This is a genomic window from Ruegeria sp. PrR005 (genome assembly GCF_010500245.1).
GTDB classification, from domain to species: Bacteria; Pseudomonadota; Alphaproteobacteria; order Rhodobacterales; family Rhodobacteraceae; genus Ruegeria_B; species Ruegeria_B marisflavi.
Map to the genome: position 1 here is coordinate 1 of NZ_JAAGOX010000048.1, position 1,121 is coordinate 1,121.

The following is a 1,121-nucleotide window of genomic DNA, read 5'->3' on the forward strand; positions in this document are numbered from 1 at the left end:
CGATCTCGGTCCGGTATTCCTACACCGACAACTTCGGCACCAACGAGAGCGTGACCAGTGCAGCGACCAGTTCGGTCGCTGGCGGGTCCCTGATCCTGGTCGGTACGCCTGAGCGCGACACGCTCGACGGCGGCGAGAGCGACGATGACATCACGGGCCTTGGCGACAATGACATCCTTCGCGGCTTTGGCGGCAACGACACGCTGCGGGGCGGCGATGGCGCCGACACACTGAACGGTGGCGACGGCGACGACCTCATCCTCGGCGGCGACACGTCAGCCGACCTGCGCGACGTGATCTACGGCGGTGAGGGTAATGACAGCGTCGACGCAGGATCCGGCAACGACCTGATCTATGGCCAGGGGGGCAATGACACCATCGCCGGTGGCTTCGGTGTGGACGAGATCCAGGGCCAGGACGGCGATGACGTGATCACCGGCTCGGCCTTCTCTGACCTCGTGTTCGGTGGCGCGGGCGACGACTTCGTCAACGGCGGATTCGGCTCAGACCGGATCAACGGCGGTACGGGTGCTGACAAATTCTTCCACGTCGGTGTTGAGGGGCACGGTTCGGACTGGGTGCAGGATTACAACGACGCCGAGGGCGACGTTTTGTTGTTTGGCAACTCTGCGGTCGCCCGCACGCAGTTCCAAGTCAACTTTGCCCATACCGAGAACGCCGCCGGCGAACGCTCGGGTGACGACGCGGTGCAGGAGGCATTCGTGATCTACCGGCCCACCGGGCAGATCCTGTGGGCGCTGGTGGACGGCGAAGGCCAGGAGAGTATCAACCTGCAAATCGGATCCGAGGTTTTCGATCTCCTTGGATAGTGGTGGGAAAAGGAAGGAGCATGGTTCCTCTCAACTTAGCCGATCCGATGTTCGGTAAAGGCCAAATCCTACTCCCGCAACCAGTGTCACAGAACGGCCCGAAGCAACCGCTTCCGAGGCCGTTTTTTCTTGCCCCAACGCAAGCAAACCGGCCAGCTCGCCGACCAATTCGATCATCAAGCCGCTGCCGTTCGGGATCAGTCGAACCTCTGACTGTTGATTTCCACCCAGAAGTGAGCCGGGTTTTTCATCGAGAAGTGAGCCACCTCTGTTTATGGATTTCGGGTTATG

The 1,121-nt window shown here is 61.2% G+C and carries 2 protein-coding genes; one reads left to right on the forward strand and one right to left on the reverse strand.

The features are described 5' to 3' along the window. Window positions 1-830: calcium-binding protein (locus G0P99_RS18790; protein WP_164132025.1), on the forward strand; the 830-nt coding region annotated here is incomplete at its 5' end. Between the two features lie 30 nt (window positions 831-860). On the opposite strand, the gene G0P99_RS18795 is transcribed toward G0P99_RS18790, so the two are convergent. Further along, on the reverse strand, window positions 861-1,121 hold a 261-nt coding region (locus G0P99_RS18795; RefSeq protein ID WP_164132026.1), incomplete at its 5' end, for a hypothetical protein.